Source organism: Paenibacillus alkalitolerans (genome assembly GCF_016482785.1).
GTDB lineage: Bacteria > Bacillota > Bacilli > Paenibacillales > YIM-B00363 > Paenibacillus_AE > Paenibacillus_AE alkalitolerans.
The window spans coordinates 21,772-46,946 of sequence record NZ_JAEMXM010000035.1 but is presented as its reverse complement, the minus strand read 5'-3'; the positions used below and the strand labels follow the sequence as shown (position 1 = coordinate 46,946).

30 protein-coding genes, 1 tRNA gene, 1 pseudogene and 1 riboswitch are annotated in these 25,175 nt (G+C 53.3%); of the genes and pseudogenes, 11 read left to right on the top strand and 21 right to left on the bottom strand.

Translation table 11 applies throughout. The annotated features are described in order from the left end of the window. Window positions 1-461: 461 nt before the first annotated feature. Window positions 462-1,097, bottom strand: coding sequence for an O-methyltransferase (locus tag JET16_RS28685; RefSeq protein ID WP_199624540.1), 636 nt, complete (start codon window positions 1,095-1,097; stop codon window positions 462-464). A gap of 193 nt (window positions 1,098-1,290) precedes the next feature. Here JET16_RS28685 and JET16_RS28680 point away from each other — a divergent pair, with 193 nt between their 5' ends. Further along, window positions 1,291-2,358, top strand: coding sequence for a YheC/YheD family endospore coat-associated protein (locus JET16_RS28680; RefSeq protein WP_199624538.1), 1,068 nt, complete (start codon window positions 1,291-1,293; stop codon window positions 2,356-2,358). Here the strand turns inward: JET16_RS28680 and JET16_RS28675 are convergent. The 5 genes from JET16_RS28675 to melA form a co-directional block, all read right to left on the bottom strand. Further along, window positions 2,355-2,657: a HesB/IscA family protein gene (locus JET16_RS28675; RefSeq protein ID WP_199624536.1), complete on the bottom strand. Its 303-nt coding sequence runs from the start codon at window positions 2,655-2,657 to the stop codon at window positions 2,355-2,357. The genes JET16_RS28680 and JET16_RS28675 overlap by 4 nt on opposite strands. Window positions 2,658-2,686: 29 nt before the next feature. After that, a complete protein-coding gene (locus tag JET16_RS28670) occupies window positions 2,687-2,935 on the bottom strand; it encodes a hypothetical protein (RefSeq protein ID WP_199624534.1) in 249 nt (82 codons plus the stop codon). A 99-nt stretch (window positions 2,936-3,034) separates the two neighbouring features. Beyond that, on the bottom strand, window positions 3,035-4,132 hold the full coding sequence (locus JET16_RS28665; protein WP_199624532.1) for a M14 family zinc carboxypeptidase: 1,098 nt from the start codon (window positions 4,130-4,132) through the stop codon (window positions 3,035-3,037). 58 nt (window positions 4,133-4,190) lie between these two features. Next, the gene (racE, locus tag JET16_RS28660; protein WP_407673218.1) at window positions 4,191-5,006 is read right to left on the bottom strand and encodes a glutamate racemase; all 816 of its coding nucleotides are present in this window, start codon (window positions 5,004-5,006) and stop codon (window positions 4,191-4,193) included. Window positions 5,007-5,352: 346 nt separating this feature from the next. Further along, the gene (gene melA / locus JET16_RS28655) at window positions 5,353-6,651 is read right to left on the bottom strand and encodes an alpha-glucosidase/alpha-galactosidase (RefSeq protein ID WP_199624528.1); all 1,299 of its coding nucleotides are present in this window, start codon (window positions 6,649-6,651) and stop codon (window positions 5,353-5,355) included. Between the two features lie 165 nt (window positions 6,652-6,816). Here melA and JET16_RS28650 point away from each other — a divergent pair, with 165 nt between their 5' ends. The 5 genes from JET16_RS28650 (at window position 6,817) to JET16_RS28630 (ending at window position 10,626) form a co-directional block, all read left to right on the top strand. Then, on the top strand, window positions 6,817-7,650 hold the full coding sequence (locus tag JET16_RS28650) for an AraC family transcriptional regulator (RefSeq protein WP_199624526.1): 834 nt from the start codon (window positions 6,817-6,819) through the stop codon (window positions 7,648-7,650). Between the two features lie 133 nt (window positions 7,651-7,783). Then, window positions 7,784-9,547 (top strand): EAL domain-containing protein, encoded by a 1,764-nt coding sequence (locus tag JET16_RS28645; RefSeq protein ID WP_199624524.1) that lies wholly within the window; start codon window positions 7,784-7,786, stop codon window positions 9,545-9,547. Between the two features lie 70 nt (window positions 9,548-9,617). Then, window positions 9,618-9,717: riboswitch (cyclic di-GMP riboswitch) on the top strand. Window positions 9,718-9,827: 110 nt separating this feature from the next. Next, entirely contained in the window at window positions 9,828-10,247 is a 420-nt protein-coding gene (locus tag JET16_RS28640; protein ID WP_199624522.1) for a sigma-70 family RNA polymerase sigma factor, read from the top strand. Continuing rightward, complete coding sequence (locus JET16_RS28635) at window positions 10,244-10,420, top strand: YvrJ family protein (protein WP_233532399.1); 177 nt, start codon at window positions 10,244-10,246, stop codon at window positions 10,418-10,420. Before JET16_RS28640 ends, JET16_RS28635 begins: the two co-directional genes overlap by 4 nt. Next, a complete protein-coding gene (locus JET16_RS28630) occupies window positions 10,417-10,626 on the top strand; it encodes a helix-turn-helix domain-containing protein (RefSeq protein WP_199624520.1) in 210 nt (69 codons plus the stop codon). The genes JET16_RS28635 and JET16_RS28630 overlap by 4 nt, the downstream gene beginning before the upstream one ends. Before the next feature lie 104 nt (window positions 10,627-10,730). Here JET16_RS28630 and selD read toward each other — a convergent pair whose 3' ends face one another. The 5 genes from selD to JET16_RS28605 all read right to left on the bottom strand — a co-directional run bounded on the left by selD (window position 10,731) and on the right by JET16_RS28605 (window position 13,781). Continuing rightward, a complete protein-coding gene (gene selD, locus JET16_RS28625; RefSeq protein ID WP_199624518.1) occupies window positions 10,731-11,783 on the bottom strand; it encodes a selenide, water dikinase SelD in 1,053 nt (350 codons plus the stop codon). A gap of 43 nt (window positions 11,784-11,826) precedes the next feature. Further along, window positions 11,827-12,294, bottom strand: coding sequence for a DUF86 domain-containing protein (locus JET16_RS28620; protein WP_199624516.1), 468 nt, complete (start codon window positions 12,292-12,294; stop codon window positions 11,827-11,829). 155 nt (window positions 12,295-12,449) lie between these two features. Beyond that, a complete protein-coding gene (locus JET16_RS28615) occupies window positions 12,450-13,124 on the bottom strand; it encodes a tetratricopeptide repeat protein (protein WP_199624514.1) in 675 nt (224 codons plus the stop codon). Window positions 13,125-13,377: 253 nt separating this feature from the next. Then, the gene (locus tag JET16_RS28610; protein WP_199624512.1) at window positions 13,378-13,521 is read right to left on the bottom strand and encodes a hypothetical protein; all 144 of its coding nucleotides are present in this window, start codon (window positions 13,519-13,521) and stop codon (window positions 13,378-13,380) included. Between the two features lie 14 nt (window positions 13,522-13,535). Continuing rightward, on the bottom strand, window positions 13,536-13,781 hold the full coding sequence (locus JET16_RS28605) for a helix-turn-helix domain-containing protein (protein WP_325176798.1): 246 nt from the start codon (window positions 13,779-13,781) through the stop codon (window positions 13,536-13,538). Between the two features lie 156 nt (window positions 13,782-13,937). Here JET16_RS28605 and JET16_RS28600 point away from each other — a divergent pair, with 156 nt between their 5' ends. Beyond that, window positions 13,938-14,300 carry a helix-turn-helix domain-containing protein gene (locus JET16_RS28600; RefSeq protein WP_199624510.1) on the top strand — a complete coding sequence of 121 codons (363 nt, stop codon included), beginning with the start codon at window positions 13,938-13,940 and terminating at the stop codon, window positions 14,298-14,300. Window positions 14,301-14,303: 3 nt separating this feature from the next. Here the strand turns inward: JET16_RS28600 and JET16_RS28595 are convergent, their stop codons facing one another. Then, entirely contained in the window at window positions 14,304-14,822 is a 519-nt protein-coding gene (locus JET16_RS28595; RefSeq protein WP_199624508.1) for an RNA polymerase sigma factor, read from the bottom strand. Window positions 14,823-15,107: 285 nt separating this feature from the next. Between JET16_RS28595 and thpR the strand changes: the two genes are divergently transcribed. Next, entirely contained in the window at window positions 15,108-15,701 is a 594-nt protein-coding gene (gene thpR / locus JET16_RS28590) for an RNA 2',3'-cyclic phosphodiesterase (protein ID WP_199624506.1), read from the top strand. Here the strand turns inward: thpR and JET16_RS28585 are convergent. From JET16_RS28585 to JET16_RS28575, 3 genes are all read right to left on the bottom strand, one after another. Next, complete coding sequence (locus tag JET16_RS28585; protein ID WP_233532398.1) at window positions 15,698-17,221, bottom strand: FGGY-family carbohydrate kinase; 1,524 nt, start codon at window positions 17,219-17,221, stop codon at window positions 15,698-15,700. The two genes, thpR and JET16_RS28585, sit on opposite strands and share 4 nt — an antisense overlap. 47 nt (window positions 17,222-17,268) lie before the next feature. Next, a complete protein-coding gene (locus JET16_RS28580; RefSeq protein ID WP_199624504.1) occupies window positions 17,269-18,933 on the bottom strand; it encodes a histidine kinase N-terminal 7TM domain-containing diguanylate cyclase in 1,665 nt (554 codons plus the stop codon). Between the two features lie 165 nt (window positions 18,934-19,098). Continuing rightward, complete coding sequence (locus JET16_RS28575) at window positions 19,099-19,353, bottom strand: YozQ family protein (RefSeq protein WP_199624502.1); 255 nt, start codon at window positions 19,351-19,353, stop codon at window positions 19,099-19,101. A gap of 210 nt (window positions 19,354-19,563) precedes the next feature. Here JET16_RS28575 and JET16_RS28570 point away from each other — a divergent pair, with 210 nt between their 5' ends. Further along, window positions 19,564-20,304 (top strand): type II toxin-antitoxin system prevent-host-death family antitoxin, encoded by a 741-nt coding sequence (locus JET16_RS28570; protein WP_199624500.1) that lies wholly within the window; start codon window positions 19,564-19,566, stop codon window positions 20,302-20,304. A gap of 2 nt (window positions 20,305-20,306) precedes the next feature. Then, window positions 20,307-20,794: pseudogene (locus tag JET16_RS28565) on the top strand (5'-nucleotidase C-terminal domain-containing protein); the annotation flags it as partial. A gap of 234 nt (window positions 20,795-21,028) precedes the next feature. On the opposite strand, the gene JET16_RS28560 reads toward JET16_RS28565, so the two are convergent. Continuing rightward, window positions 21,029-21,101: transfer RNA gene (locus JET16_RS28560), tRNA-Ala, on the bottom strand. Between the two features lie 43 nt (window positions 21,102-21,144). Beyond that, window positions 21,145-21,603, bottom strand: a complete 459-nt coding sequence (gene nrdR / locus JET16_RS28555) for a transcriptional regulator NrdR (protein WP_199624498.1) — start codon at window positions 21,601-21,603, stop codon at window positions 21,145-21,147. Window positions 21,604-21,713: 110 nt separating this feature from the next. On the opposite strand from nrdR, the gene JET16_RS28550 reads away from it, so the two are divergent. After that, window positions 21,714-21,950 carry an alpha/beta-type small acid-soluble spore protein gene (locus tag JET16_RS28550; RefSeq protein ID WP_199624496.1) on the top strand — a complete coding sequence of 79 codons (237 nt, stop codon included), beginning with the start codon at window positions 21,714-21,716 and terminating at the stop codon, window positions 21,948-21,950. Window positions 21,951-22,143: 193 nt separating this feature from the next. On the opposite strand, the gene JET16_RS28545 is transcribed toward JET16_RS28550, so the two are convergent. The 4 genes from JET16_RS28545 to mutM form a co-directional block, all read right to left on the bottom strand. Further along, complete coding sequence (locus JET16_RS28545; protein ID WP_199624494.1) at window positions 22,144-22,740, bottom strand: lytic transglycosylase domain-containing protein; 597 nt, start codon at window positions 22,738-22,740, stop codon at window positions 22,144-22,146. Further along, window positions 22,737-23,339 carry a dephospho-CoA kinase gene (coaE, locus tag JET16_RS28540; protein WP_199624492.1) on the bottom strand — a complete coding sequence of 201 codons (603 nt, stop codon included), beginning with the start codon at window positions 23,337-23,339 and terminating at the stop codon, window positions 22,737-22,739. The genes JET16_RS28545 and coaE overlap by 4 nt, the downstream gene beginning before the upstream one ends. 219 nt (window positions 23,340-23,558) lie before the next feature. After that, on the bottom strand, window positions 23,559-24,224 hold the full coding sequence (ytaF, locus tag JET16_RS28535) for a sporulation membrane protein YtaF (RefSeq protein ID WP_199624490.1): 666 nt from the start codon (window positions 24,222-24,224) through the stop codon (window positions 23,559-23,561). A gap of 76 nt (window positions 24,225-24,300) precedes the next feature. Then, on the bottom strand, window positions 24,301-25,134 hold the full coding sequence (gene mutM, locus JET16_RS28530) for a DNA-formamidopyrimidine glycosylase (RefSeq protein ID WP_199624488.1): 834 nt from the start codon (window positions 25,132-25,134) through the stop codon (window positions 24,301-24,303). Window positions 25,135-25,175 lie beyond the last annotated feature (41 nt).

Below are 25,175 nucleotides of genomic sequence, written 5' to 3'. Positions count from 1 at the left end.
TTTCATTATATCAAACATGTGTTCCTATTTCAAGTCCGAATTTCCATCTCCCGACGTACCCTCTCCCGACGCACCTTCTCCCGATGTGCCCTCTCCCGCAAAAACTCGATGTATATAACTCCGCAGTCGACCGCAATAAGGAATACGCAAAAAGCCCGGAGCGGCAAATCCGGGTTTTGTTCATTCTTTGCGGAGTCATGGTGATAGGGTCGGGGGATGAGTGGCAGATGATGTGTCCCAATTTCTGGGAAAACCATTGGGTCAAAGCGATAGAGTCGGTTAAGATACATCGGTGCGGATCAAAGCGACAGAGTCGAGTAAAGAACACAGGTGCTGAGTCATGGTGAGAGAGTCGCGTAAAGAACACCGGTGCTGAGTCATGGTGATAGACTCATAGAAGACAGGAGACGAGGGGCGCACCAAATTTTCCCAACAACAGTCGGACTGGCCGTTGATCCTCCTCACCGAATCCGGGCAATCGCCAATCCGTCATAAGCCGGCAGCACCACGCCTTGCAGACGCGGATCCGATGCGATTCGCTCGTTAAACTGCCGCATGGCGGCAACCGACGGCGAAGAAGAATCCGGATCCATGCTCCGTCCGTGCATAAGCATGTTGTCCCCGACAATGACAGCTCCCGGCGATCCCAACCGCAGCGCCCAATCCAAGTATTTCGGATAATTTCCTTTATCCGCGTCGATGAAGAAGAAGTCGAACGTCTGCCCTTCCGCGGACAACTCCTCCAAACTGTGCAAAGCTTCTCCGACACGATAAGTCACGATACCGCCAAACCCCGCCTCGGTCAAATTTCGCTTCGCCAAATCGGCATATTCCTGTTTCAGTTCCAAAGAAACCAAAACTGCGCCCGGACCCAACCCTCTGGCAAGACATATTCCGCTATAGCCCCCCAGGGCTCCGATTTCCAAAACCCGCCTTGCTCCGGATACGGCAACAAGCAATGTCAGCAACCGCCCGTACCCCGGCTTCACTGAAATTTCCGGCATTCCGTTTGTCCGGACACTCTCCAACACCTGTTCCAACTGTTCATCGGTTTCGTGCAGCGATTCCGTATACTGCTCTGCATCGACGATCGGCATGTCATGATTCCTCCGTTTTCGCAATATTTTCCTTGTAACATTTTACACGAAATGACCATTGAATACTCCATCAACATTTCTCCGCAGAAGACGTTGACGATTAACTCTACGGAGCGTTTACATCGACTGTGCGCAAATCATACTCTAGCTGAATATAATAAGTTCCAATAGATCAATAGGAGGGGTGTTCGGTATGACAACCATGGGACTTCTCACTCACCGCATACCGAATCCGCGCCGGTTCGATCATTGGGCTCAAGAAGCCGAGAAACTCGGTTTCTCGGACACCGTGTTGTTCACACCGGAGAGGATTCGACACAATGTCCGGAGGCTCCATGCATTCCGTTACCGAAGAGGGGTATGGGAAGACGTCGTATGTCCTTATCCCGACGTCATTCACGACCTAGGTTATTACGTATCGCACAAAACCGTCCGTCTCGTCAGACGATTCAAACACGACCCCAATGTGGAATGTGTCGGTTACGGCCTCGGCCATAAATGGGAAATCCACAATAAGCTTCAGCGGTCAGGCTTGGAACGGTACTTGCCCGCGACCCGATTGTATAAGGGTCCCGGAACCGTAATCGCCATGGCCGGGCAATATGGCGCTGTTGTACTCAAGCCGCGCAACGGCAAAGGGGGAACCGGCATTGTCAAGGTAGAACGTACGCACGACCGGAAGCCTTCGTCTTATATTTGGCAAGACCGACGGGAACGGCGCGTGATGATGACGGAGGGACGGCTGCTTAGAAAGCTTGACCGTTCTTATACCGAAGGCGACATCTTGGTTCAGCAGTGGCTCGACATACGGGATCGGGACGGACGGGTGTACGATGTCCGGGCGTTAATGCAAAAGCAGCCGAATCACTCTTGGGGGATGACGGCGATCGGCGTGAGGAAGGGCGCGGAGGGAACAATCAAAGCAAATCTGCGCGCCGGCGGTGCCGTACACCCCTTGCTTCCGTTTCTGTCCGGCCAATTCGGCGAAAGCAAAGCGGAAACGATCGCCGACGAACTTACCCGCGTTGCCGTACTCGTCCCCGGCTTGCTCGAGACCGCTTACGGCAAACCGTTCATCGAGCTCGGCATCGATCTTGCGGTGGAACGGAAGGGTACGGTGAAAATCATTGAAGTGAACGTCAAGCCCGGAAAAAAAATCGTCCGCGCGCTTTCCGGAGAGAAAGCATACGCGGACGCTCTTTTCGCGCCGATCCGCTATGCGGCGGTCCGGGCGGGGATCGGTGCGAAGTCAGACAGTTAATGATCGCCGTGATTGCCTTTCGACGGGTTCGTAATGACGAACCCTTCTTCAGGCGTATACAAGTAATCGATCACTATGCCGTCCAAGAAAGGATCGTCTTTCTTCAATATGACTTCAATTCCTTTATCCGTCGCAACGACGACATCCTCATCCGTAGGGGCATCCAATCCAAGACCGTAATGGGCATGGTCTCCGTGTGCATGAGTGACGTATGCGCGCAGCTTCAGCTCCTTGTTTTCTTCCCCTTCCATCTCTTTCAACAGCATTTTCGCGGCATTCCGTGTTATTTTGCATTTCATGTCCGGTTGTTCTCCTTTATGTGTAAAGTTTAAAGCTTGTCCCTGTTCAAGGCAGGATATTTTCGCTCGATCCGCCCGACGAACCAATTCACCATAATCAATGTAACGGCCAAATCGTCAAACGGCAGGTAAGGCAATACATCGGGAAGCACCCAATAGGCGATAACCGGCACCAACAGCAGCGCCTTCTCCCAAAGCGGTATTATAGGCGAGCGGAGGTAGGCGCCGAGCTTTGCGGCGATGCGCGCCCACCCCGCGATCGAAAGCCATTTCTTCATAAAAGCGGCCCTCCTTGGAGAACATTATGCTCTTATCGTTGCCCTCCGGGGACTTCCTCCATACCGGAATCGAAACGAGAGACGAAACTTTCCTCCATTCTACCAGTTGCCGTCCGCCGCCGCCACCAAGCCTCCAAGGAGAATGCCGAACGCTTCTCTGTAAATGAGTGAGAACTGACCTAGCGGGAGAGGATTCACACCCAACCCAAGCTCGACGGTGAAACCGGGACGGCGCCGTTCCTGAATCCACCAATCTTTATAGCCGGCGTCGCTGCCCGTCAGCTTGACCGGCGCATATCCGCTGGCAGCCGACAAATCCGACGCGATCCGCTCGGATTGCGGAGGCTCCATATCCCGGTAGTTCCAATAGATTTCTCGGCCTTGCGAGTGAAACGCCATCGTCAGCTTGAAATCCCTCTGCTCCGTAAACCGGGCGACCGCCAATGCTTCCGGCTCGGACAGCGGATGCTCTCCTGCGAAATCGCGCGGCCCCGGTCCGTCGGGGGAACGGCGTTCCCGCTCTTCCTCCCAGTGGGCCGGGAACTGGTCGTTCAAGTCGACGCCGCGTATGTTCGCCTTCCAATGCTCGAACCGGCCGTAACCGTCGTTCCAATGAAGGAGGCTGTCTCTATACGGATGCCCGGGGTAAGCCCCCGTGTGGACCAGCTCGACTCCGTCAGGGTTCACCATCGGCACAATCCACAACGTAACACGCTCAAACAAAGCTGACAAAAGGATATTTCGCATACTGACTCCTTCACCCGCCGCCCGGCTCGCATCCTCTATAAATTTCATCAGCACCAATGACGTAATCCATTCGTTCGCGTGAAACGATCCGTTATAAAACACTTCTTTGGGACCGGTTCCGATCCGAACCGCAAACAGCTCCCTACCGAGCACGCTTCGCCCGATCGTCGACCAGTCCATCATCGGATATCGGTCGCCCAACAATTCTGCGTCCGATTTCAACTCAACATAACCGTAAGGCCGCAGCGTATCCACGATCAAAGCGCCGCTTGCTTTAGCGTCTGCGCCGGCACCGGAGGTATCCGGTACCGAAATTGAAGTGCCGGGAATAATAAAATCCCCGGCGGGCAAGCCGGGGTTTGCGGCATAAAGAGCATATTCGTTCACGCCGTGCCGGCGGGAAACGCGAAACCAAGTGTCGCCTTCTTCGGTCTTTATGATTTTTGTCACCGCATACGCCTCCCCTTTTTATCAATCAGCATATGCGGGAAACGCTTGCCGAATGAATTTATACGAAACGGGGCACTTGCCAGACGACGGGCGTTACGCAGATCTCTTCGTTAAGCCATTCCTGTACAATCGCATGAAAAGTATTCGCGTCGCCGCTGCAAAAAAACCGATGCATAAGCAATTCGCGGGAAGACGCCAACTGGCCGTTGTGGTAAAGCAGCGTACTAATGTCCCTCGCCGTCTGATCGGCAGACGAAATAAGCGTCACACCCGGACCCATACACTCTTGGATCAAGTCGGCCAAAAACGGATAATGAGTACAGCCAAGGATGAGTGTGTCGATCGTTTCGTCTTTCAAGCCGTTGAGCGTATCGCAAACGGTGTCTCTCGCTTCGGAAGAACGAAACAGTCCCTTCTCGACAAGCGGAACGAACGTGGGACATGCTTTGGAGATGACACGGATGCCCGGAGAAATGCGGCGAAGCGCCGTTTCGTAGGCGCCGCTGCGTATCGTTCCATCCGTCCCGATCACGCCGATTTCCCCGTTGCGCGTCGCTTTGATCGCCGCGCGCGCACCCGGTGTAATAACGCCAAGGACAGGCACGTTCACGCGTGCGCGGATCGTTTCGAGGGCGACAGCCGTCGCCGTATTGCACGCGATTACGATCATTTTCGGCTGGAATTGAAGCAAATAATCTACGATCTGCGTCGTGAACAACACGACCTCCGACGCCGGCCGCGGCCCGTAAGGAGCTCGATCCGTATCTCCGAAATAAATAATTTTCTCTTGAGGAAGCTGCCTCATCACTTCTTTCGCTACGGTCAATCCTCCGACACCCGAATCCAGAATTGCTATAGCCTGCTGGTTTGACACGCTGTACCGCTTCCTTTGTAAGTTTGTAATGGATTGCGACATAAGCAGAATATGTAGCGGCAGTTCAAAAGGTCACCGCTCCGAAATTTACATTATACGACGGACATTGGATACAAGCAACGTGGAAATTGGCCGGCGGCACGGAAAGTCGGCGAATTGAGGGGGAAACGAACGAGCGGAAGAAGCCAGGAAGGAACGGTGTCAGCGTAACGATCCGTATACATGACTCAGGAGCCCGACCGCCTCTAATCCTTGTAACGTCTCCGGAGTCATGTACATCGTTCGTGCAAAGAAAAGAGTCCCCCACCCACGTAGGAGGATCCCGCCGTCGCCGATTCCCGGACAATTATTTGAACTCAGGCAGCCAGCTGCCGTGAGCTTCGATCAAGTCGTCGCACAATGAGACGATTTCGTCAAGCGGCAGCTCCGCCGCCGTATGCGGATCGAGAAACGCCGCGTGATAAATATGCTCGCGCTTGCCCGTAATCGCCGCTTCGATCGTAAGCAGCTGCGTGTTGATGTTCGTACGGTTGAGCGCAGCGAGCTGAGGCGGCAGGTCGCCGACATAAGTGGGCGTTACGCCGCTCGCGTCGACAAGGCAAGGCACCTCGACGCAAGCCTCTTTCGGCAAGTTCGTGATCAATCCGGTGTTCATGACGTTGCCGCCGATCTTGAACGGCGTATTCGTCTCCATCGCGTCGAAAATATAGGACGCGTACTCGTGCGACCGTTTGTGCGTCAAATTGTCGTCGTTCACCAATTTGTCCCGCATCGATTTCCAGCCCTCGATCTGATTGATGCAGCGGCGCGGATATTCATCGAGCGGGATATTGAATTTCTCGATTAATTCGGGATACTTCGACTTAATGTAGTACGGATGATATTCGGCGTTATGCTCGGACGATTCCGTCACGTAATATCCGAATTTCAGCATTAAATCCAATCGGACCATATCCCCGTGCTTCTCTTTTTGTTTCTCGGCGGCGCGCTTTTTAATTTCCGGATACAAATCGACGCCGTCTTTCTTCACTTCAAGAAGCCAAGCCATATGGTTAATGCCAGCAATTTTCGACTGAATCCCCGTTATGTCCATGCCGAGGTTCTTAAACAGGTGCGGGACGCAAACTTGAACGCTGTGGCACAAGCCTACGGTCTTGATGCCTCCGTATGTGTTCATTACGTTCGTAAGCACAGCCATCGGATTCGTGTAATTGAGGAACCATGCGTCGGGACAAACTTCTTGCATATCGCGCGCGAAATCGAGCATCACCGGAATAGTGCGCAAGTTGCGGAAAATGCCGCCAATGCCGAGCGTATCCGCGATCGTCTGGCGCAGCCCGTATTTCTTCGGCACCTCGAAGTCTATAATCGTGCACGGGTCATACCCGCCCACTTGAATCGCATTGACGACATACTTCGCTCCTCGAAGCGCCTCTTTCCGGTCTGTGTAGGCGACGACGCGGCAGCTGCTGCCGGTCGTTCGTTTCAAATTGTTAAGCATCATCTCGGAATCTTTCAACCGTTCGCGGTCGATATCGAACAGCGCGAGTTCGAATCCTTGCAAAGAAGGCACGAACATGCAATCTCCTAAAACGTTCTTAGCGAAAACGGTGCTTCCTGCGCCTAAAAAAGTAATTTTGGACACTTGAGTACCCCCTCGGAAAAGTAACTTGCGTATTGCTTCGTTTTACCACTTCAATGTACCTCGTTTCCTTCGTCCTGCCCATGGAACCACGTCGTTTCGACATGGATTTATGTAGTTTTATTAATAGAAAATATGATATCGTAGACGGCAGGGAGGTGTTTGAACGTGTGGGAGGAAGCGTTTACGGTCGCAATTAACGGAAGCCACGGGGATGGGGAAATTGTAGTTTTGTTTTCCGGACATGAGCGTACCCCTGCCGGCCACCACGTCGGTCCCCGCGTGCTTGATTACTTCCTTGTTCATTACATTATGTCGGGTAAAGGATGGTGCCGCGCTTCCGGCGACAAGCAGCATCTGAAGGCCGGCGACAGCTTCTTTCAATTTCCCGGCACGCTGTCCGAATATTGTTCGGATGAAACCGATCCGTGGCGCTATTGCTGGATCGCCTTCCGCGGTGCGCTTGCCCGGGAGTGGACGGAGATGCTCGGGGTTTCTCCAGAACAGCCGGCATTGTTCTCGGAACGGAACCGCAAGCTGTTAAAGCTGTTTCAATCGGTGTACAGAAGCCTCCGATCGAACGACGGCATATCAAGCGACGTTCAAGCGGGAGCATACCTCCGTCTTCTGTTCTCGGAATGGATCCGCAGCCGGCTTCCCGCACCGCAGCCGCAAAGACGAATGACGCAAGCCGAAATTCAGGTGGAGCGCGCGTTGCAATGGTTCACGCTCCAATACGCCCAGCCGAAGGCAATCGCCAAGCTGGCGAAAGATTTGGGCTATCACCGCACGTACTTTTCCAAATTGTTTCGAAAGACGGTCGGCATGTCGCCCCAACAGTTCTTGCTTCACATCAGAATGGAGCGGGCCAAGGAGCTGCTGAGACAGCCGTTGACTGTGGAACAAGTTGCGTCAAGCGTCGGCATATCCGATCCGCTGTATTTTTCCCGCCAGTTCAAACGGCGGTACGGCATTTCTCCGACGGAGTTCAGACAAGAATAAGTAAATTAGATGAAATTTATGTCGAACTTTGGTGAAAAACAGGACGACTTGACTATAACGCTCTCTCTAAACTCTTGTTACAATGAAGAATGGGTAAATAGATACGGTTCGATTCGGAGATGGTTCAAAGGGCATGGCTCAAAAAATACCGGTAACCCGAGACAAAAAGAACGGCGATGTCTTCGCGATCGATTCGTCCGAGGTACTAAAGATCGATAAAGTGAAAGAGAACGAATATATCGTTCATACGGCGGACGAGAAGTATTACCTTAACGTCTCCTTCAATTCAATCGAGGAATGGCTCTATGAAGACGGTTTTCGTATTTTGGACAGCCACAATATAGTCAATATGAACCGTGTCGTGCAGTACGATTCGGAGCGCGGCACCATATATCTGGGAACTTCCCAGGATAACGAAAGTGCGTGCAAACTTGCATCCGCCGCCCGCATACATAAACAGCATATTGAAAACCTTCTGCAAATTATCCGCACGGGGGAGGCCGCAGGCGGCGATCATCCGATGTTCGACAAATCGTACGCCGCCATGCGGGTCGCCGAGGAACGCAAGCGCACGGACGAGAAAATCAATTATCTCGCGTTCCATGATTCTTTGACCGATTTGCCGAATCGGCTGCTGTTTCAAGAACGGCTGGCCGGCTGTTTCGAAGATGCGAAGACGACGGGCCGCAAGCCCGCCATTTTGTTTTTCGACTTGGACCGGTTCAAAGTGATTAATGACACGCTCGGACACCATATCGGCGACGAAATGCTGCGATTTCTCGCCAATCAAATACGCTCTTTCATCGGTCCCGACGAAATGATCGCCCGGTTCGCCGGAGACGAGTTTATCGCACTGCTTCCGCATGTCGAAGACTCGGCCGCGGTCGCAGAGTATGCCCGCCGTCTGAGCGCATTGCTTAGCCAGCCTTTTCACTACGAAGACAAGGAACTGATGGTCACGGTCAGCATCGGCGCTTCTTTCTACCCACAGGACGGAGTAGACGCCGAGACGCTAATCAAGCATGCGGACACCGCTATGTACCGGGCGAAGGAAAAAGGCGGAGACACGTATGAATTTTATCACCCGGACATGAACTTCCGCTCGCTCGAACGGCTTCAGCTCGAAACGCATTTGCGCAAAGCGCTGGTCCGGGACCAGATTCGCATCCATTATCAGCCGCTTGTCGACTTGGAGGCCGGCACGATTTTCGGGATGGAAGCGCTCGTTCGTTGGGATCATCCCGAGCTGGGCCTCATACCGCCGGGTGAATTCATACCGCTGGCCGAAGAGACGGGTCTCATTGTGCCCATCGGCACTTGGGTGCTGCAGGAAGCGTGCAAGCAAAACAAAGAATGGCAATCTAAAGGCTACTCCCTCTGCGTATCGGTGAACATCTCGGTGCAGCAATTGCAGCACCCGGATTTCGTGCAAACCATAAGGAGCTCCTTGGAGGAATCCCGTCTCGAGCCGAAAGCGCTTTGTCTTGAAATAACGGAATCGGTCGCCATGAAGAACGTCGGCTTCGTCATGGAAACGATCGATGAATTGAAGAAAATCGGCGTTCATATTTCGATCGACGACTTTGGGACCGGATATTCCTCCCTTAGTTATTTGAAGCGATTCCGGGTGCACACGCTGAAGATCGACCGATCGTTTATCAGGGACGTGACGACCGACGAAGATAATGCGGCGATCGTTACCGCGCTCATCGCGATGAGCCAGCAAATGAAGATGCGGTCTCTCGCGGAAGGCGTGGAAACGAGAGAACAGCTGCAATTTTTGCGGGAAAAAGGCTGCAATGAAATCCAAGGTTACGTATACAGCAAGCCTCTTCCGGCCGATCAATTCGAACGTCTGCTGCGGGAACCGATTGTTCCAAGTGGTGAAAATTGTTAGTTTTCAGTTGTGATTTTCTTCTTGCGGAACGTTATATATAATACAAATATAAATAGACGAGTTTCCTCAAGTTGCGAAACGGCAAACCAATCTAAAGATTGGGACGCAAAACCATGGGTCTAAAGTTAGATTGTTGTAGTCGATCTAGCCAAGATTGCCAGGTTACCGAATGATTGCTCTTCGAGGCTCACTTCCTTCGGAACCTTCTTGCTTTTAACGGCAGGAAGTTTTTTATACCCATAATCAGAACATGTGTTCTACTGAAAGGCGGTGGTTTCCAGTGCAAAGCAGCCAACTCTTCGATGCCCGGTTCACTTCCTACGTCAGCCGGTCGATCCGGTACGCCGCAATCGACCATCAGCGCGCCGCAAAGCGGTTTCGCGACAAAAATTTGCTCATTCTGGATCAGCCCGTCTCTTATGATCCCTCTACGACTTACGGGGACTTGCTTCCCGCGGCCGAAGAGGATTTTCAACCGCGAATTCCTCTTTCCGAGAAGCTGGAAAGAAAGGAGGTGTGGGACGCATTCAACTTGTTGACGGAAAAGCAGCGCAATGTTCTGACGCTTGTATACGCTTACCAGTGGAAAGACACCGAAATCGCGGAAAATTGGAATGTAACGCAGCAGGCCGTCACAAAGCTTCGGTTAAGCGGTCTGCGCAAAATGCGCAAATATTTAAACGAAAAGAGGGATCGATGATGAATAATCAAGGGGAATGGATTGCTGCCTTCTCGGCGGCAATCGGCAATTACGGTTTTCCGATCGCAGTAGCCGTCTATCTGCTGATCAGCTTTCAAAGAAAGATCGACGATTTAACGCAATCCGTTAACGAACTGCGTCAACAGATCAAAGATGAGGGTCGTTCTCGATGAAAGAAGAAACGTTGTACGAGCTTGTGCGCAAGTCGCAAGAAGGGGATCAAGAGGCGTTGATGAAAATCGTGCAAAAATACCGGCCGCTCATCCGCAAACGGTTATATGGAGTGCATCCGCAAGAACGGGCGGACCTGGAGCAAGCGTTGGTGGAAAAATTGATAGGAACCGTGCTTAGGGCGGAAGTCCGAAGGAGAGAAGAATGAGGGGCTGAGGGGTTACGGCCATAGATGGCTATAACCCCTTCGCTCTGCATTTGTTTGAACAACTATCGGCAACGTTCCGTTGCCTCCGTTCTCACGGTCCGTTATCACTCAACGACGATCCGTCCCGGATGCCGGCCCGTTACTTCCCCGATCAGCGCGGCCTCAACACCGGCGTCGCGCAGCGCACGAAGAAGCGCTTCGGATTGCGCGCCTTCAACGGCGATGAGAAGTCCGCCGGAGGTAACGGCGTCGCACAGGATGAATCGGCCGGTCTCGTCCAATGCAGGCGCAAAATCCACATGCTGCTCCACATGGCGGTAATTGTTTTTCGTGCCGCCGGGGACCACTCCTTCCTCCGCCAACTCCCGTACGCGCGGAAGAACGGGAACATCGCGATTGTGAATGACAATGCCGTGTCCGCTGCCGCGCGCCATCTCTAAAGCGTGCCCCATCAGTCCGAAGCCGGTGACGTCCGTGCATGCGTGAACGTCGTAATCCGCCATGATCTCCGCCGCACGCTTGTTCAACGCGGCCATTACGGCGGTTACCCGCTTGATTTCTTCACGGGACAGCTTGTCCCGTTTGATAGCCGTCGTCAAAATACCGACCCCGATCGGCTTCGTCAAGATGAGCCGGTCGCCGGGTCGGGCTCCTGCGTTCGTCAGCACACGTCCCGGATGGACGGTGCCCGTCACCGCCAAGCCGAACTTCGGCTCGTTATCGTCGATGGAATGCCCGCCGACAAGCGTAGCGCCTGCCTCCCGCACTTTATCCGCCGCTCCGCGCAAAATTACCGCCAGCACGGACCGGTCCAATTTCTGTATCGGAAACGCGACCAAGTTTAACACGGTGAGGGGAGTACCTCCCATCGCATATACGTCGCTGAGCGCATTCGCCGCGGCCACTTGCCCGAAGTCGTAAGGGTCGTCCACGATCGGAGTAAAAAAATCGACCGTCTGCACTAGAGCGAGGTCGTCGGTTAACCGGTACACGCCGGCATCGTCGTTCGTTTCCGTGCCGACCAATAAATTCGGGTGCCTGTCTTCCCGCGGGAGGCTGCCTAGTATTCCGGACAGCTCGCCCGGACCGATCTTGCAGCCGCACCCGCCTTTCGTGGAATACGAAGTCAGCTTGATTTCATCGCCATGCAGGTTCATCCGCAACGTTCCTCCTCATATCCCTTCGCCTTATCCGTTCCGATTATTCTTTCGGACCTTCGGGCGCAATAAACCCTTCCGTTTCTTTCGCTATGAACGCATGAACGTGTCCGGGAAATTCGTCCAATAAATCGGCAATAGCCGTTAGCTGCTCACTCGGACGAAGCTGTGTACGGTCAAGCTCCGTATAATTTTGCGTCAGCGCCTTGCGCATTCCGATCAACTCCCGCAAACGGGCGGCCGTCTCCGCCGGCAGGACGCCTTCCATTCGAATAATATTGATAATGTCCTCGTAGCTGCTTGCATCCCGCAAAATAAATTTATCGATCAGCAAGCTTCCGACATCCGTCACGGCTTCTATCGCAAGGTGCAGCGCCCTCTCCTCGGCGAATCCGTATACGATGTCGTACGCGTTCCGGTCTTCGACGGAAGCGAGCCGTCGCAGCGAGCCCGCCACCACAGTCATAAACTCAAGCCTTACCCGGATTTGTTCTTCATTTACATAATACATGCCAGCGCGCCTCCCGAATGACCGTTATGGTTTCTTTCTTCTTGATCTCCGCTTCAACCATACGGTGCTAATCACAAAAGTCAGCACGATTACGAACAGGATGAGCATCGCTTCGCTTACGTCGCGACTCATGGCTTCTTCCCCGCTTTCCGCATTTAAACGGCGGCGCGCCTTAAGAAGGCCAGCAGCGCCCATCGCCGTTCCGTCTTTCTCTTGTACTTGGGAAGCGTCCGGTATACTTCCGCCGCTTCCTTATAAGCTTCCCGCGCTTGTTGTTTCTCGCCGAGCCTTTCGTACAACCGGCCGAGCCGGTAATATAATTCGCATGACGAAGAATGAAGTCCCCGGATTTGCTCCAACGCTTCGAGAGCTTTCCCGGATTGCGTGCCCGCCAGCGCCTCGGCCAAGCGCAAGTAAGGCTCGCCGTAACGAACCCGCGGATTGATTTCCAGCGCCCGCATCAATTGCCGCTCGCCGTCGCTGACGTTTCCCGCCTTCAATTCGCATATGCCCAAATCGCAAATCACTTCCGCGGAATCGTCCATCTGCGGCGCGATGTCTTTAAGCAGCGGCAAGGCTTCGCGATAGCGCCTCTTTTCCATCAAGATTCGCGCCGCCTCTTGTTTGGCCGAAACGTCGAACGGACGCAGCCGAATGTCCTGCTTCGCGCGAGCGAGGCGCCTGCTAAGCTTAAACGGCCGTGTAACGCTCGGCAGCAAGCCGACGAACCGGCGATCAAGCGCATAAACTATCGCTAGTAATATCAATATTGCGACGAACGGATTTCCGGTGATCCACCAGAGTAGAATGAACAGCAATCCTTTGCCCATCCAGCTCGCCACCTCCGTTCAATTTTACCGCCATTATATCATATCCCGGCGCTTCCGAACCACAGATGCGAAAGCGCGCCCAGAATGCAACCCGCCGCGTAATAAATAATGGACACGGACAAAACCTCCTTCCCGCTTTTTCCATTATCATTCCCGTGTCCGACGGGTTTTAGCCGGGTCCGGTCGTATCGGAAAAAGAAAAGGGAAGAAGCGGCCTTCTCCCCGAAAAGTGTCAGTTCTCTTGATAACTCCGCTAAACGCGGTCTTGCTTCTCAGAATTGGCGTCGAAAGAGGTTTTCTTATCTTTCATTATCTTGCGTTCCCGAACTTCCAAAACGCAAGCAATGCCTAAAATAATGATGCCCATTATCCAAAACCATAACGGCGGCTCGATCATCGTTTCCCTCCTAGCTACATATACTCGTCGTCGCGGACAACCTTCGGTTGCCTCTTTCTATCCAACCGTGCGGTAAATCTTGACGCATCAAACAATACGTCCCTTCTGGTTTCATATAAACTAGCAATCTGTTCCGCCCTTTCCACTCCTACGCCTCGGTCACCCCTTTCGATTTGCAGTAAATATCCTGGAGGAATGCGTAAATGCTTGGCTGCCGTTTCCAGCGTCATCCCCAGAGCTTCCCTCGTAGATTTCAACACGGAGTCTATTGTCCTCACCCCAACTTCGCAAATCGCGTTGTAATACCCATATATTACCCCAGCTTCCGCATATTTTCAATTCAAAATGCAAAGTTTTGACTCTTCCATTTCACAATTTGCATCGTGCAAAGTATAATGGGAGCGGAGGTGATACGTATGTACGGAACGAGAATTCGCGAGCTCCGCAAAGCGCGGGGAATGACGATGAAACAGCTCGGACAACGTCTGTCTCTGGCCGAGTCCACAATATCCGGCTACGAGAATGAGATCCGCAAACCGGATATGGACACGTTATTGCAATTTGCCGACTTATTTGAAGTAACCGTCGATTATTTGCTTGGCCGGACGGAGCAGCCGCCGGCACCCGTAAGTGAAGTTCGGGAGTCGGTTGTACCGTACAATTATGCGATTCTGGAAGGCGAGATGGAAACATTGACGGAAGACGAGGCGAAGCATGTCAAAAACAGTCTTGAAATGTTCCGTCTTTGGAAAGCGAAGAAGTCCGCCGAACCGGAATAGCGGTTACCCGTGCCAACAACCGGATGCTTTGCGTAGTATCCGCTTGGCGCGATGCACGCGCGATTTGATCGTGCCGACCGACACTTTCAGCAGGCAGGCGATCTCCCCGTCTTTCAAGCCCGAATGCAGCTTAAGAATCAGAACTTCGCGGTACTCTCGTTTCATCTTTGTTATTTCTTTCCACAAATGCTCCCTCTCGAGCCGCTTGCCGACTTCCTCTTCCACATCGCTCTCGGTAGTGCCGACGAGCACCGTCAAATAAGGGTTCTCCATCGGAATTCCGTTCCAGCAATTTCGCTTGCGCACCGCATCGATGGCCGCATGCGTTGCGATCGTCGTCAACCAAGCGCCCTCTCTGCCGTCTTCCCTCACCGAATCGATGTTTCGATAAGCTTTAAGGAAGGTTTCCTGCGTGACGTCTTGCGCCAGATGCGGATCTTTGACTACATAGAACGCCGTACGGTATACGCGGTCGCGGTATTGTTGAAATAACCGGCCGAATCGCTGCTCCAACACCTGCACAACTGTCCACTTCCATTACTAACTTAAAAATGAAGTAATTTAATGCTGTCAATATTGCCCCTGGAAAAATTCTACCATTTGGGCAATCCAAATGCTAGTAGATTTGGAAAAAAGAAAGAAACCTACGGCATCTTCGCCATAGGTTCAAGAAATAATATATCATCAAAAAGGGGGTCATCCTTATAATAACCGCTCTATATTAAATGTAAATGAATCTAGCGTTACAATTATGTTACAAAAACAGATGCTTGGCAATACTAGAAAAAAATAGAAGGAGGAGAGCGCATGCTGAATAAAGGAAGCACCGGGGATTCAATACGCTTGTTTTTCGCGATCGCTCTGTCGGCACCAGCCAAGCTAGCGCTGGAAACCGCATGCGAGGCGTGGCGAAAGTCGCTGCCGTTCGCAAGCTGGCACCACCCCGCGGATTTTCATGTGACGGTCAAATTTATCGGCGACGTCCATCCGCGTCTGGCGGATGAATTGCTCCCGCCCGTTCGAGAGGCGGTCTCGGTGATAGCGCCGTTCGAGCTCGCTCTCGCCGAACTTGGCGCATTCGGCCGCCCGGACTCGCCGAGCGTGCTTTGGTGCGGCGTAAGCGGAGAGACGGAATCGCTGCAAGCGCTGCACGCCGCAGCGGATGCGGCCGCCGCCGCTTGCGGCGTTCCGCGCGATACGCGGACGTTCCGCCCGCATATTACGGTCGCGCGCAGGTACCGCGGCGTTGAAGCGCCTTTCTCCGGCGCCACGCTCGCGAAAGCCGCTTCCGCGCGCCCCATCGCATGGCGCGTTCAAGAGCTCGTGCTGTACCGCACCCGCTTCGGCCATAGGCCCGCGTACGAAGCGCTGGCGCAACTGCCGCTTGAGGGCGGCCGCTAGACGCCCTCCGAAAACCAACGCCGCAGCGGTTCCTGCAGCGGTTTAAAGCCGCGCTCGTACAATGCGCGGTATTGCTCACGCCGCCCCGGATCGGGGGCGATAACCCGCGCCGCGCCGGCTTCCGCGACGGCGGCGAAAGCTTCCTCGGCGTCCGCGTACACGCCTGCGCCTATGCCGGCGGCAAGCGCCGCGCCGAGCAAACTCGCTTCCGCGATGCCCGGAAGCTCCAACGTGCAGCCGGTCACATCGGCTTTGACCGTCAACCAATGCGGGTTGCGCGTTCCTCCGCCGACGACAAGCAGACGCTCGATCGGCTGCCCGGACAACCGTTCCGCGCTTCGCTTGATAAACTCCAGCTGATACGCCGTGCCTTCGAGCGCGGCTTTCAACAAATCGCCCTTGCCGTGCTCTTTCGACAGCCCGACGAATGCGGCGCGCATCCTCGAGTCCGGACGGGGAGCGCTGCTTCCCGTTAAATACGGGAAGTACAACACCCCGGTCGGCCCGGTTCCGCCGCCGCCCGCTTCTTCCAGCAGCGTCAACACTTCGCCGTAAGTGAGCGAAGGGGCGCCCAACAGTCCGCGCAGCCACTCGACCGATCCTCCCGAAGAAGGCTGGCCTCCCATCCAAAAATACCGCCCGTTCGCCGCGTGTATGCCGAACGACAGGCCGGCCTCGTAGTCTTGCCTTGAAAGTTCCCGCTCATCCAACGTTCCGACGAGCGTTTCCGCCGTCCCCATGGAATCGTAGACGACGCCTGGCTTGACGGCGCCGACGGCCAGCGCGGCCGCAACGTGATCGTGGCCGGCAATTCCGACGGGAGTGCCCGCCGGCAGGCCCGCCGACTGGCCGGCGCTTCCCACGGTGCCGATAATCGAACCGCTGCCCGCCGCTTTCGGAAACAATGAAGAGGAGAAGCCGAAATGGTTCAACCATTCGCCGTCCCATTCCTTGCGGTCGATGCGAAAAGCGTACGTTCGGGCCGCAAGCGTATAGTCGAATGCAAATGTTCCGGTTAACCGGTAAGCGATCCACCCGGAAGCGGACAGCCATACCGGCTCTTCTCCTTGGAACGCCTCCGGAAAGCGATCGCGAAGCCATAACAGCTTCGGCAAGCCAAGCTTAAAGCTGCCGTGCAGGCCGGAACGCACAAACCGCTCGAACGGATCCGATTCTCTCTTCATGAAAGCCGCTTGAGGCTCGGAGCAAGTATCGAACCAAGGAAGAAAGGGCGAGCGCGGTTTGCCTGAGCTTCGGTCTACCAGCAGGCCGCTTTCGGCCATCGAGGTAATGCCGACAGCAGAGACTCTATTATACTCAAGGCTTTCCATCACCTCGGCGATGGCCGACCGTATCCCTTCCCACATCCGTTCGGGATCGTAGAACGAGTAGCCCAACCGCTCGTCCCGAAACGTCTCCGTTGGGCGACTCACAGTCCGCAACGATTGTCCGTCGACGGTATAAGCCCCCACCTTGCTGTTCGTTGTGCCTATGTCAATGCCGAGCAAAACGTCCATCATAATCCTCCAGCCATTGATAGAATATTGTAAAAGCTTCTCCCCGTCGATTAAGCGGATACGATACGGTTGCGGCCCGAATGCTTGGCTTCATACAGCGCATTATCCGCTTCTCTCAGCAAATCAAAGAGCCATTGTCTCGGGTTCCCGCCTTCGTACGTGCGGCCTTCCATACTGATCACGCCCATGCTTACCGTAATCCGAACATCCCCCCGGTCGGTGTGAACGATTTGGGACTCGACGAGGCCGCGAAGCTCCTCGGCCAACCTCAATGCGTCGCTTTTCACCGTATGGGGGAGATGGATGATGAACTCTTCCCCGCCGTAACGGGCGAAAATATCGGTGTCTCTCAACCGCTCGCGTATGAGCGAAGCCGTATGCTTCAACACTTCGTCTCCGACGTGGTGGCCGAATTGGTCGTTGATTTGTTTGAAGTAATCGACGTCAAACAAAATAATAGAGAACGGAACGCGGTATCTATGCTCGACGGCGAGCTGATGCTCCAACATTTGATACAAGTATCTCCGGTTAAAGCAGCCCGTCAACGGATCGGTCGTCGCCAGCTGCTCCAGCTTCCGGTTCGCGATCGACAATTCTTCCTGAATTTGCGTCAACTCCATGTTCCGGTGCACCAAATCTTCGTTGCGGTCATGCAATTCATGCACCATGTTCCGCCATTCGGTAACGTCCTGGAACGTCACGATGCGGCCGACGAAGGCGCCGTTATCGCTATAGACCGGCGATATGCGCATGGATACGTTTACAGGCGCCTTGTCCCGGATCACGATCTCCGTCTGAAGAAACTTTCCCTTCTCTTGATAGTACGCTTGCAGGAACGAACGGCCGAACTGCGGCTCGATGGCGCCCTCCAACAGCTTATCGATCGGGAAAGGCTGCCCGACGGGAGTACGGCAAAACCTTCTCCCTGCGGCATTATGGTCAAGAACGACGTGCCTGTCGTCCAAGATTACAAATCCGGTATCCATAGAATCCACTACTTCCCGCAATGCGAGAGAAATAACCCGGAACATATTTTGCTTCCGTATGGCGATCACAATGCAAATGTCGGACGCGAGGATGCCGATGGAAGTCAATCCTCCGGGATGCCCCAGCCATGGAAGCCAGTCCGTGGTGTTGGAAATCGTGTCCAGTGCCGCAAACCCCAACAGAAGCGATTGGCCGGCCAGAAACAACACGACTTGCGTGCGATACGTATATGCGGCGGGACGCTGCAGCGCGCGCAGCATAATGACGGCGCCGATAACGACATAGAACATGCAGATCCCGGCAAAATACCAAAATAAAGGCCCGTATGACCGTTGGGCATACATTCCGTCTACGGCCGAAACAAACTGCCGGTGCACCGGATTCAACGTAACCATCAATGCCGCGGCAATTGCGGGAACGGCAAGCAAGCCTGCGCCCAAAGCTCTTACATTGGTTCGGCCTCGCGTCAGCATGATCGAAAAGAGCAGCCAGCCGTATCCCAGGAAAGCTATGCCGAGGAATGAAATATTGACGTAAATCCAGTGATAGACCGGCACCGTTGTCATGGATATGGAAAACTGTCCGAACGGCCAAAGCATCATCGCAAAATGAAAAAATATATACACTTTATGCAGCTGGCGAATTTCGTTGGCGAAGAGAACGTATAAGAAAAGAATGTTTAGGATGACGAAAGCGAGGAAATCCACCCAGTTGAACTCAAGCACCATAGAGAGCTCCTTACCGGCAACTTAGGTCTAATATACTATTATTTTATTCGACTCATTCTTTTATTTTCCTTTATTTCCACGTAGAAAACAACTCTTTTCAGAAAAATATATCAAAATTGAGAAAGACGTGCGAAACCGAACGAAACGGTCGCACGTCTTTTCGTTTTATTTTTTCGGCGCGAAACCGTCGTCCTTCGCCAAGTCTTTGCCGTCCCGGAGAAACCCGGCTTCGTTGCCGCCCGCGAAGTAGTCGTCGCTTATCTGTTCGTGAGTGGCCTGAAGTCCTTGCCGGACAGCAGAACTCCCGGTTTTTTCGGACAGATCGTAATTCGTGCCGGCAACTCCGCTAAAATTCCGTTTTAACGCTTCATCGGCAAGCTGTTCGGAAGGATACGGCGCCTTTGATTCGTTTTCGCTCATATGAATTGCATTCTCCTTTCTTTGTTCTAGCGTCCCCTGAATGGAAAACGTTATTCGCAACCGTCTCGCACCTCGATATTTCGCCGCCGAAATCCATCGCCGTAACTCCGGAAAGTTCCAAGCAGAGTTTGTTGACGCAGCGCCTTCCATTGGCATATAATAACATTAGCTAATTTAGCTAATGTCACTATTGTTTCGGGGGAATTCTTCATGATCGTGAACTCAACGGAGATGCAGAACAACTTTGGAAAATATTTGATGATTGCGGCGCAAGAGGACATTGTCATTACGCGAAACGGAACCGCAATTGCCAGATTAACGGCGATCAACAAGGAAGCCTTTTCGGATCGCGGCGCTGCGAAAGAAATCGTGATGGAGAAAGCGGCGTCCTACCATGCGGGCGGCAGAAAGGCTTCCTATGAAGAGTTTTTGGAGTTGACCAAGAATAGCGAGGACAGATACGAATACATCGACGGAGAAATCTTTTTTCTGGCTTCCCCGAGAACGGCACACCAGATCGCTCTGGCAGAACTGTTTGTAATATTTCACAGCTGGTTCCAGGGGAGCAAGTGCACTCCGCTGATGGCCCCTTACGATATCACGCTATATCGAACGGCCGACAGCATTAATGTAGTCCAACCGGATATCATGGTTATTTGCGACCTGGAGGAGCACTTGGATGAAGATGATTATTATAAGGGCGTACCCGCATTGGTCGTGGAGATCATCTCCGAAAGCACGCGAAGAAAGGACTTGGTGAAGAAGCTCGATCTTTATATGTCCTGCGGGATAAGCGAGTACTGGATCGTTAACCCGATCAACAGGGAAGTCGCCGTCTATACGTTTGAAGACAAGAACATCAGCAGGAATATCACTTTCAAGAATAGCGAAACTGCGGAATCTTGCATCTTTGAGGGATTAACCGCCGAGCTTGAAAGAATTTTCAAGTAGATAATCAATCACCCGGATTCCGCGAACGGATCACGATGCGAGATATTGTGTCCAATTACGTGTACCCTAACACCTTAAAGGTCATCCGCATTCTCGGGCGCGATATCCGGGCCGCATTGGAAAAGTCGGCGAAATATTTCGAGCTTGGACCGCAAGGCGATAGTATCGTGAACCGGTCGTTTCTTACTCCTAAACCGCAGCATTACAATTACGACATGTGGGAAGGCATCGAATATGTCCTGGATATCTCCAGACCGATCGGGCAGCGGGTGACGCGTCTGAACCTAATGGACACCCGCTCGGCGAAGACGAAGAGTTCGATGTCGTCATGAACACGGGCGGAGGCGGGAACTTCACCATGTTCCAAGGCAAACCCGTTATCAAGGACATCGCGACGGACATGGTGGAGTTACTGGCTGACTACATTCGGGAACGACGCTGCATCAAAGCCGAGGCAAACGGCAATTGGCAAGTCGTAGGGGGCGCCTAAGTTATTTCAAACCGATCGGATCACCTTGACTCCGGAACGTTTCCTGCTGCTGCGGCACATTTTATTCCTGAGACAAGTACATGGCCTTCGTTCGAAGTATCTTCGTCGAAAGCGGTGAACAAAAAACGAACACACGCTGCGATACGGACGCGGCCAGACTACTTGGTCCGCCCCCTTCTTCCGCTCCTAAATGCAAACAACCGACCCATTTAAGGATCGGTTGTTTGCATTATATGGACCCAAGGGGGATCGAACCCCTGACCTCATCGCTGCCAGCGATGCGCTCTCCCAGCTGAGCTATGGGCCCGTTAGACGACAATCAGTAGATTAACACAAATGCGAAATCATTGTCAATGCGGTTTATTTAACAAGGCAGACAATTCCTTCATGAACATGTCGATATCTTTAAATTGGCGGTACACGGAAGCGAATCGGACGTACGCGACTTCGTCCACATCGTATAGCTTCTCCATCATCAATTCGCCGATATCCCGGCTTTGAATTTCGGTCGCGGCCGTCTGCCGCAAATCGCGTTCCACCTCGTCCGCGATGGACTCCAGGCGCTCAACCGACACCGGACGTTTCTCGCATGCCCGGATCAGGCCGCGCAGCATCTTGTCCCTGCTGAACTCTTCTCTGCTGCCGTCTTTCTTCACGACCATAAGCGGCGCTTCCTCCACGGTCTCGAACGTCGTAAACCGTCTCGCGCACTTCTCGCACTCCCGGCGGCGGCGAATCGATTTGTTCTCGTTCACCGGCCTCGAATCCAACACTTTCGTGTGCGGATGATCGCAATACGGACATTTCATAAATGCTTCCCTCCAAACCTACATCGTCAACTTATTACCATACACTACCTGTTTTGAACTTTAAGCAACCGCACATAATACTATCACCAACGCCAAGGAGGTGAAACACAATGGCACAAGGATCCAGAAGCACCAATGTATTGGTAGTACCTCAAGCGACGCAGGCATTGGATCAATTGAAATACGAGATAGCGCAGGAGCTGGGCATCCAAACACCGGGTGACGGCTACTGGGGTCACATGGCTACTCGCGACACAGGGGCAATCGGGGGTAACATCACTCGCCGCCTTGTTCAAATCGCCGAGCAGCAGCTTGCAGGCCAAAGCGGCCAACAATTCAATCGATAATCCCGGATTCATGAAGCATTGGGAGGTTGTGCTCTCGCACAGCCTTTCAATGCTTCTTATTGTTAAAGAAAGTTCAGCTCACCAATAACATCTGAGGTGACGCCAATTTTCTTTACCAAGAAAAACTTCTTTGATTCGCGGTCGCTCATCCTTGAATGTACTTCGTTAAAAGTTTTTCTTATTGCTTTGTCACTTATTGTTTTTTCAACTCGGGATAAATTTGCGCGTACTTCTCATAATAATAATGCACCCGGTAAATGTAATGCCTCGTCTCCCCGAACGGTATTTGATCCGCGCTGTTCAGGTTTCCGTCCCATTGATTCGCCTTCAGCCATTTCGCCACATTGCCCGAACCGGCGTTGTAGGCTGCTGCAATCAATGCGATTTCGCGGTCCTTGTCCGCATGGTTTTCCCCGATAAATTCGTCATGAAGCGAATGCACGAGCCATGCGCCGATTTGTATGTTCGTTTCCGGTTCGCGCAAGCGATCCAATGCGCTGCGCCCATAACCCGCTTCTTGAACGATCCACTCCGCCGTCGCCGGCATAAGCTGCATCAATCCTACGGCACCCTTGCGGGATTCCTTGTCCGGTTTAAAGTTGCTTTCGACGCGAATAATCGCGGTCAATAAATAGGGATCTACTTCGTGATTCGACGCATGCTTCGTTATGACGTGCTGGTAATGAATCGGATACATGAGCCGTCCGAGCCATCCCTTGTCCGAAAACAACACGAAAAGAACCAACAGCAATAAAACCGCGTAAAGCCTTTTCTTCCGGTACCACATCATGTAAAACCCTTCCGTAACAAATATTGCTCCACTTGACGCTCAGTATCTTCGATCGTACCGCTGTTGTCGATGACGACGTCGGCGAGCCGCTTCTTATCCTCGATCGGCATCTGCGAAGCCAATCTCCGTTCCGCCTCGTCATGCGACAAACCGTCGCGAAGACGCAGCCGTTCGATTTGGACATGGCGGGGAACATAGACAACGATAATTTCTTCGAAGGAAAACAGCTTGTCCAGGCCGGACTCGTAAAGAAGCGGAATATCCGCCAGCACAAGCGAGCCGTTGTCCGTTTCGTTCCAGTGTTCCATCTGTCTGCGCATTTCCGCGCGGATCGGGGGGTGCAGGATGGATTCAAGCGTCTTACGCGCTTCAGTATCCGCAAATACGATCTCCCCCAACCGTTTCCGATGGAGGGTTCCGTCTTGCCGCAGCACGGATTCTCCGAACGCTTCCACGATCTTCGTCAACGCAGGCCGTCCGGGAAGCACGACTTCCCGGGCGATGACGTCAGCATCCACAATATGCGCGCCGCGCTGCGCGAACATCCGCGCGACCGTAGACTTGCCGCAAGCGATTCCACCCGTCAAACCTGCGTTCATGAAATAGCTCCTTTCAACGATATAGAATTTATAAGTTTTCTTCTACAACACGAAACGAGTAAATTCTATACCAAGAAAAACTTCCTCTAAACCGCGGTCGCTCATCCTTGTTAACCTCAGAAATGACAAGTTATTAGACGAATACGCCTTCTGATGTTGCAAGAAAAACTTCCACTTACGCGGTCTTGCTTCCTTGCTTGTGCTTCGATGAAGTTTTTTTTACAACAATTTTAAAAGTCCCACCGCGACAAGAATGCACCCCGGCAGCACCGCAAGCTTGCCGATCCAGCGGAAGCCGGAACAAAGATAGCCGAGCTTGGCGCCCCATGCGATAAACGCCCCGCACGCAACCGCGATCGCTACCGCTGTGAGGAGAGGAGGAAATCCGACAAGAGCGGCGCCGATGCCCGCTCCGAGGCTGTCGATCGACAGCGCGATGCCGAGCAGCAGCGCCTCCGATGCGCTAATGACTCCCGAACGGTCGACGTCCGCAACGGACGGGCTTCTCCAAATCTTGATAATCAATCCCAGACGCCGAATTTCCCAAAATACAATCGTTTGCTCTCCGCCATTGCCGGCAGGCGCTTCTTCGACGGAATCCGCTTCTTCCGCGGATGAGGCGGAGCTTACTTGATATATAGCCCATCCGCCGATTGCAATCAATATGCCGGCTCCGATCGCCGCAGCCGTCCGTTCGGACAACAATGAAGCGAATACGTTTCCCGCAGCCATCGAGGCGTATATCACGATTCCCGAGCACAGCGCCACGATAACGATAGATGTCCATGGTATCCGAATCTTTCGAATTCCGTAACTGATTCCGGCGCTGAAGCCGTCTAAACTGACTGCCAGCGCCAACACAAGAAGTGATAATATGCCAGCCATGGTGCAATCCCTCCCGCAAGGCAAAAGCCCAATTGCATTTACCTCAACAATATATGGGAGGGCGGCAAGATGGGTGCTACTTTTTCCGGGGTTGGCAGCGCGGACAGTAGTGGGTGCCTCGTCCGCCGACCACCGTCTTCTCGATACCGGTCCCGCAAACCGAGCACGGTTCCGCTTTCCGGCCGTATACTTTCAAGCTGTATTGGAACGATCCCTGCTCGCCTTGGCCGTTCACATAAGACTTGACGGAGGATCCGCCCGCTTCGACGGCTTCGGTAAGCGTGGACTTGACGGCTTCGTACAGCCGCTTCAGTTCCGGCAGCTTCAGCGCATTCGCCGAACGCTCCGGATGAATGCCGGCACGAAACAGCGCTTCGTCCGCATAGATGTTTCCTATGCCCACGATGCGCTCTTGATTCAACAGCAGCGGCTTGATCTTCGTTTCGCTGCCCGCAAGCTTGTTCCGGAACGCCTCGAAGGTGAACTCGTCCGACAACGGTTCCAATCCTAATTTATGAAGCGGACCTTCAATAAATTCTTCGCCTGGCGAAAACAAATCCATCGTGCCGAATTGGCGGACGTCCCGATAGCGCAATTGCGTTCCGTCGGTGAAAGCAAACACGACATGAGTATGTTTCTCAAGCGGCTCGTCCTCAGGAAACAATCCGTAACGGCCTTCCATCCGCAAATGAGACACAAGCACGAGACCGTCGAGCTCGAACCGCAAAAATTTCCCGCGGCGTTCGACACCGGTAAAAGTACGCCCCTCGAGTGCGCGGGCAAAGCTCTCGGGCTCGGCTGGCCTTCTTACGATCCGCGGAAGAAACACGTCGACGCGGCGAATCGTCTTGCCCGGAACCAATCGCTGCAGCGTTCGCCGCACCGTCTCTACCTCCGGCAATTCCGGCATAATCTTCACCTCAACCTATGATTGTGGCGCACATGATGCGT

What these genes read in the sequence shown, in the direction of transcription:
- JET16_RS28675 (WP_199624536.1), bottom strand. Translation starts at nt 2,657, where the DNA reads ATGAAATGCAAAATAACACGGAATGCCGCGAAAATGCTGTTGAAAGAG.
- JET16_RS28610 (WP_199624512.1), bottom strand. Translation starts at nt 13,521, where the DNA reads ATGATCGAGCCGCCGTTATGGTTTTGGATAATGGGCATCATTATTTTA.
- nrdR (WP_199624498.1), bottom strand. Translation starts at nt 21,603, where the DNA reads ATGAAATGTCCGTATTGCGATCATCCGCACACGAAAGTGTTGGATTCG.
- JET16_RS28645 (WP_199624524.1), top strand. Translation starts at nt 7,784, where the DNA reads ATGGCTCAAAAAATACCGGTAACCCGAGACAAAAAGAACGGCGATGTC.
- JET16_RS28615 (WP_199624514.1), bottom strand. Translation starts at nt 13,124, where the DNA reads ATGGGCAAAGGATTGCTGTTCATTCTACTCTGGTGGATCACCGGAAAT.
- JET16_RS28585 (WP_233532398.1), bottom strand. Translation starts at nt 17,221, where the DNA reads ATGATGGACGTTTTGCTCGGCATTGACATAGGCACAACGAACAGCAAG.
- coaE (WP_199624492.1), bottom strand. Translation starts at nt 23,339, where the DNA reads ATGAACGCAGGTTTGACGGGTGGAATCGCTTGCGGCAAGTCTACGGTC.
- JET16_RS28685 (WP_199624540.1), bottom strand. Translation starts at nt 1,097, where the DNA reads ATGCCGATCGTCGATGCAGAGCAGTATACGGAATCGCTGCACGAAACC.
- JET16_RS28620 (WP_199624516.1), bottom strand. Translation starts at nt 12,294, where the DNA reads ATGTATTATGTAAATGAAGAACAAATCCGGGTAAGGCTTGAGTTTATG.
- ytaF (WP_199624490.1), bottom strand. Translation starts at nt 24,224, where the DNA reads ATGGCTGGCATATTATCACTTCTTGTGTTGGCGCTGGCAGTCAGTTTA.
- thpR (WP_199624506.1), top strand. Translation starts at nt 15,108, where the DNA reads ATGCTGAATAAAGGAAGCACCGGGGATTCAATACGCTTGTTTTTCGCG.
- selD (WP_199624518.1), bottom strand. Translation starts at nt 11,783, where the DNA reads ATGAACCTGCATGGCGATGAAATCAAGCTGACTTCGTATTCCACGAAA.
- JET16_RS28575 (WP_199624502.1), bottom strand. Translation starts at nt 19,353, where the DNA reads ATGAGCGAAAACGAATCAAAGGCGCCGTATCCTTCCGAACAGCTTGCC.
- JET16_RS28670 (WP_199624534.1), bottom strand. Translation starts at nt 2,935, where the DNA reads ATGAAGAAATGGCTTTCGATCGCGGGGTGGGCGCGCATCGCCGCAAAG.
- JET16_RS28550 (WP_199624496.1), top strand. Translation starts at nt 21,714, where the DNA reads ATGGCACAAGGATCCAGAAGCACCAATGTATTGGTAGTACCTCAAGCG.
- JET16_RS28635 (WP_233532399.1), top strand. Translation starts at nt 10,244, where the DNA reads ATGATGAATAATCAAGGGGAATGGATTGCTGCCTTCTCGGCGGCAATC.
- JET16_RS28630 (WP_199624520.1), top strand. Translation starts at nt 10,417, where the DNA reads ATGAAAGAAGAAACGTTGTACGAGCTTGTGCGCAAGTCGCAAGAAGGG.
- mutM (WP_199624488.1), bottom strand. Translation starts at nt 25,134, where the DNA reads ATGCCGGAATTGCCGGAGGTAGAGACGGTGCGGCGAACGCTGCAGCGA.
- JET16_RS28600 (WP_199624510.1), top strand. Translation starts at nt 13,938, where the DNA reads ATGTACGGAACGAGAATTCGCGAGCTCCGCAAAGCGCGGGGAATGACG.
- JET16_RS28545 (WP_199624494.1), bottom strand. Translation starts at nt 22,740, where the DNA reads ATGATGTGGTACCGGAAGAAAAGGCTTTACGCGGTTTTATTGCTGTTG.
- JET16_RS28570 (WP_199624500.1), top strand. Translation starts at nt 19,564, where the DNA reads ATGATCGTGAACTCAACGGAGATGCAGAACAACTTTGGAAAATATTTG.
- JET16_RS28580 (WP_199624504.1), bottom strand. Translation starts at nt 18,933, where the DNA reads ATGGTGCTTGAGTTCAACTGGGTGGATTTCCTCGCTTTCGTCATCCTA.
- JET16_RS28680 (WP_199624538.1), top strand. Translation starts at nt 1,291, where the DNA reads ATGACAACCATGGGACTTCTCACTCACCGCATACCGAATCCGCGCCGG.